The following is a 4,343-nucleotide window of genomic DNA, read 5'->3' as shown; positions in this document are numbered from 1 at the left end:
CGGGGTGCGGGCGCGGGCCGGGCGGGGTCATGATCGGACATGGACTGGACACTGAGCGATGATCTTGACGAGTTCCTGGCGGTGGCGGGCGGGTTCCTGCGGGACGATCCCGTCCGGAACACCGTGGCGCTGACCGTCACCGAGAACCTGCGCGAGCACGGGCCCGGCGTCTACGAGGACGTGCTGTTCGGATGGTGGTCGCCGGGCGGAGCCGTCGAAGGGGCGGTCGTCCGGACCGCCGGGTATCCGCCGCTGCTCAGCGCCATGCCGGAACGGGCGGCGCGGCAACTGGCGGACGCGCTGGCGGAACGGGATCCGGCGGCGGGCGGGGCGAGCGGTTCGCTCGCCGCCACGGAAGCCTTCGCGGAGGCGTGGACGCGGCGGACGGGCGCGGCGCCCCGCGTGACGATGCGGCAGCGGCTCTACCGGCTGGGCGGGCTGGAGGCACCCGATCCGCCGCCGGAGGGCACCGCACGGGCGGCGGGCCGGGACGACCGGGCGCTGATGCTCGAATGGTCGGCCGCGTTCTCCCGGGACGCCGGCGACCACGGTGCGGTGAACCCGGCCGTCCTGGACGGCAGGCTCGCGGCGGGCCGCATCGCGCTGTGGGAGGCCGGCGGGCGGCCGGTGGCGATGGCGGGGTGGTCGCCGGTCGTCGCGGGGATGTCCCGGATCTCGGCCGTGTACACCCCGGACGGGCACCGCCGCCGCGGGTACGGGGCGGCGGTCACGGCGGAGGCCAGCAGGGCCGCGATGGACGCGGGCGCCACCGACGTCGTGCTGTTCACCGATCTCGCCAACCCGACGAGCAACGCCGTGTACCAGCGGATCGGCTACCGGCCGGTGGAGGACCGCGTCATGCTCGTCTTCGGCTGACCCGGCCCGCCACCGCGGCCCGCGGACGGGGGCCGCGGCTACCTGACGCCGGCCTCCTTCATGTCGCGCAGCTCCCGCTTGAGCTCCTTGGTCTCGTCGCGGAGGCGGGCGGCCAGCTCGAACTGGAGGTCGGCGGCGGCCTGGTGCATCTGGGCCGTCATCTGCTCGATGAGGGCCTCCAGCTCCTCACGGGGCCGTTCGCCGACCAGGTCCGCGGCGTGCCTGCCGACCTCGCCCGTGCGGGACGACGTCCGGGAGGCCAGGCCGGGGACGGGGGCCTTGCCGCGGCTCTGCTGGCGGCCGGCGCCGCCGATGAGCGTCTCGGTGTCGGCCTCCTCGCGGGCGAGGGAGTCGAGGATGTCGGCGATGCGCTTGCGCAGCGCCTGCGGCTCGATGCCGTGCTCCTCGTTGTAGGCCCGCTGCTTGGCGCGGCGGCGGTTGGTCTCGTCGATCGCGCGCTCCATCGACGGCGTGACCGTGTCGGCGTACATGTGGACCTGGCCGGACACGTTGCGGGCGGCGCGGCCGATCGTCTGGATGAGGGACGTCTCGGAGCGCAGGAAGCCCTCCTTGTCGGCGTCCAGGATCGCGACGAGGGACACTTCGGGCAGGTCGAGGCCCTCCCGCAGGAGGTTGATGCCGACCAGGACGTCGAACTCGCCGGCGCGCAGTTCCCGGAGCAGCTCGATCCGGCGCAGTGTGTCGACCTCGCTGTGCAGGTAGCGGACCTGGATGCCGAGTTCGAGGAGGTAGTCGGTGAGGTCCTCGGCCATCTTCTTGGTGAGGGTGGTGACCAGGACGCGCTCGTCGCGTTCGGTGCGCTCGCGGATCTCGTGGATGAGGTCGTCGATCTGGCCCTTGGTGGGCTTGACGACGACCTCGGGGTCGATCAGGCCCGTCGGGCGGATGACCTGCTCGACGACGTCTCCCTTGACGCGGTTCATCTCGTACGAGCCGGGGGTCGCGGAGAGGTAGACGGTCTGGCCGATGCGGTCGAGGAACTCCTCCCACTTGAGCGGCCGGTTGTCCATCGCGGACGGCAGCCGGAACCCGTGCTCGACCAGCATCCGCTTGCGCGAGGCGTCGCCCTCGTACATGGCGCCGATCTGCGGGACGGTCTGGTGCGACTCGTCGACGACGAGGATGAAGTCCTCGGGGAAGTAGTCCAGCAGGGTGTTGGGGGCGCTGCCGGCGTCGCGGCCGTCGATGTGCCGGGAGTAGTTCTCGATGCCGGAGCAGGTGCCGACCTGCCGCATCATCTCGATGTCGTAGGCGGTGCGCATGCGCAGGCGCTGCGCCTCCAGCATCTTGCCCTGCCGGTCCATCACGGCGAGGACGTCCTCCAGCTCGGCCTCGATGTCGCGGATGGCCCGCTCCATCCGCTCGGGCCCGGCGACGTAGTGGGAGGCGGGGAAGACGTACAGCTCCTCGTCCTCGGTGATCAGCTCGCCGGTGAGGGGATGCAGGGTGGCGAGCTTCTCGATCTCGTCGCCGAACATCTCGATGCGGACGGCGAGCTCCTCGTACTGCGGGATGATCTCGATGGTGTCGCCGCGGACGCGGAACGTGCCGCGGGTGAACGCGAGGTCGTTGCGGGTGTACTGCATGCCGACGAGCTGCCGGAGCAGGTCGTCGCGGTCGATCTCCTGGCCGACGCTGAGGCGCACCATGCGGTCGACGTACTCCTGCGGGGTGCCGAGGCCGTAGATGCAGGAGACGGAGGCGACGACGACCGTGTCGCGGCGGGTCAGCAGCGAGTTGGTCGCCGAGTGCCGGAGCCGGTCGACCTCGTCGTTGATCGAGGAGTCCTTCTCGATGTAGGTGTCGGTCTGCGGGATGTACGCCTCGGGCTGGTAGTAGTCGTAGTAGGAGACGAAGTACTCGACGGCGTTGTGCGGCAGCATCTCGCGCAGCTCGTTGGCGAACTGGGCGGCCAGGGTCTTGTTCGGCTGCATGACCAGGACGGGCCGCTGCACCTTCTCCACCAGCCACGCGATCGTGGCGGTCTTGCCCGTGCCGGTGGCGCCGAGCAGGACGCTGTCCTTGTCGCCGCCCTCGATGCGGGCGGCCAGGTCGGCGATCGCCGCCGGCTGGTCGCCCGACGGCGTCATCTCCGTGACGACCTCGAACGGCGCCACGCGGCGCCGCAGATCAGTGATCGGCCGCATTGTCGCCTCTCCCCATGGTCCAGCGTTCACCCCTGCCCTGCCACTGTATGCAGCGGCTCGGACATTCGGTATTCACGCAGGCCGGAAAGCCCGGAGCCCGATCAGGAGGCCGGCAGCGGGATCTTGGCCTGGACGGCGTAGCCGCCCCCGCGGGGACCGGCCTCGAAGGTGCCGCCGAGGGCCGTCACGCGCTCGCGGAGGCCGACCAGGCCGTTCCCGCCGCTCGGCAGCCGGTGGTCGGCGCGGGCCGAGGGAGGGTCGTTGACGATCTCCACCTCGACCGACCCGGGCAGGAGGCCGAGGCGGACGCGGGTGTCCGCGGCCCCCGCGTGCTTGTGGACGTTGGTGAGCGCCTCCTGGACGAGGCGGTAGACCGTCCGGCCCACGGCGACGGGCATGGGACGCTCGTCGCCGCGGATCGACAGGTCGACCCGCAGCCCGGCGGCCCCGGACTGCTCGACGAGCTCGCGGACATGGACGAGGTTCACCGCCTCCTGGGGCAGGGCCTCCTCGCCCCGCCGGAGGACCCCGATGACCTGGCGGAGCTCCTCCAGGGCCTGGCGCCCCATGTCCCCGATGACGCCGGCGGTCTCGGCGGCCCGCACCGGGTCGCGGACGGCGGTCGCCTTGAGCGCCCCCGAGTGCACGACCATGACGCTGATCCTGTTGGCGACCACGTCGTGCATCTCACGGGCGATGCGGGTCCGCTCCTCCCCCCGCGCACGCTCCGCGAGGAGGTGCTGTTCCCGTTCGAGCCGGGTGGTGCGTTCCTGGAGGGACGCGAGGAGTTGCTTGCGCGCGCCCATGTAGAGGCCGAGCAGGACCGGGACGGCGACGAACGCGACACCGAAGATGGCCTGCGCGACGAAGGGGTCCGTCGCCGAGGTCGGCGCGGTGACGACGAGCGAGGCGATGTAGCCGAGGACCGCGAGGGTCACCACCGTCCAGCGGGACGCGGTGTAGGCGGCGAGCGAGTACAGGATGACGAGCGCGGAGAACGCGCCCGCGCCGGTGGCCGTGCCGAAGATCAGCAGGAACAGCGCGAGACCCACCGGATGGATGCGCCGCACGACGACCGCCAGGCCGAGGACGACGCTGCACGCCGACGTGACGGGCGGCGGCAGCCAGAACTGCTGATCGACGAACCACAGGAGCGCGCCGTCGCCGGCGGCGACGACCAGGGCGATGAAGACGTCGAGGGCACGTGACCGCCGCGTCGGCCACGCCGACGACCACCAGCCCCGTACGCGCATGCGATGAGCCTATAGCGGCGGCGGCAAGCCAAGGTCGGACCGGTGG

3 protein-coding genes are annotated in these 4,343 nt (G+C 71.9%); 1 reads left to right on the top strand and 2 read right to left on the bottom strand.

The window, feature by feature from the left end; all coding sequences use genetic code 11:
• The first annotated feature begins 39 nt into the window (after nucleotides 1-39).
• The gene (locus E1281_RS42385) at nucleotides 40-876 is read left to right on the top strand and encodes a GNAT family N-acetyltransferase (protein ID WP_131884541.1); all 837 of its coding nucleotides are present in this window, start codon (nucleotides 40-42) and stop codon (nucleotides 874-876) included.
• 38 nt (nucleotides 877-914) lie between these two features.
• Here the strand turns inward: E1281_RS42385 and uvrB are convergent, their stop codons facing one another.
• Both uvrB and E1281_RS37980 read right to left on the bottom strand, forming a co-directional pair.
• On the bottom strand, nucleotides 915-3,044 hold the full coding sequence (gene uvrB / locus E1281_RS37985; RefSeq protein WP_131884540.1) for an excinuclease ABC subunit UvrB: 2,130 nt from the start codon (nucleotides 3,042-3,044) through the stop codon (nucleotides 915-917).
• Nucleotides 3,045-3,145: 101 nt separating this feature from the next.
• The gene (locus E1281_RS37980) at nucleotides 3,146-4,297 is read right to left on the bottom strand and encodes a histidine kinase (RefSeq protein WP_131884539.1); all 1,152 of its coding nucleotides are present in this window, start codon (nucleotides 4,295-4,297) and stop codon (nucleotides 3,146-3,148) included.
• Nucleotides 4,298-4,343 lie beyond the last annotated feature (46 nt).

The organism is Actinomadura sp. KC345 (assembly GCF_004348515.1).
Taxonomy (GTDB): domain Bacteria; phylum Actinomycetota; class Actinomycetes; order Streptosporangiales; family Streptosporangiaceae; genus Spirillospora.
Note: the sequence above shows the minus strand (reverse complement) of the source record. Positions and strands in the feature narration are given on the sequence as shown.

Coding starts and splice junctions, on each gene's coding strand:
- E1281_RS42385 (WP_131884541.1), top strand. CDS start 40: ATGGACTGGACACTGAGCGATGATCTTGACGAGTTCCTGGCGGTGGCG.
- uvrB (WP_131884540.1), bottom strand. CDS start 3,044: ATGCGGCCGATCACTGATCTGCGGCGCCGCGTGGCGCCGTTCGAGGTC.
- E1281_RS37980 (WP_131884539.1), bottom strand. CDS start 4,297: ATGCGCGTACGGGGCTGGTGGTCGTCGGCGTGGCCGACGCGGCGGTCA.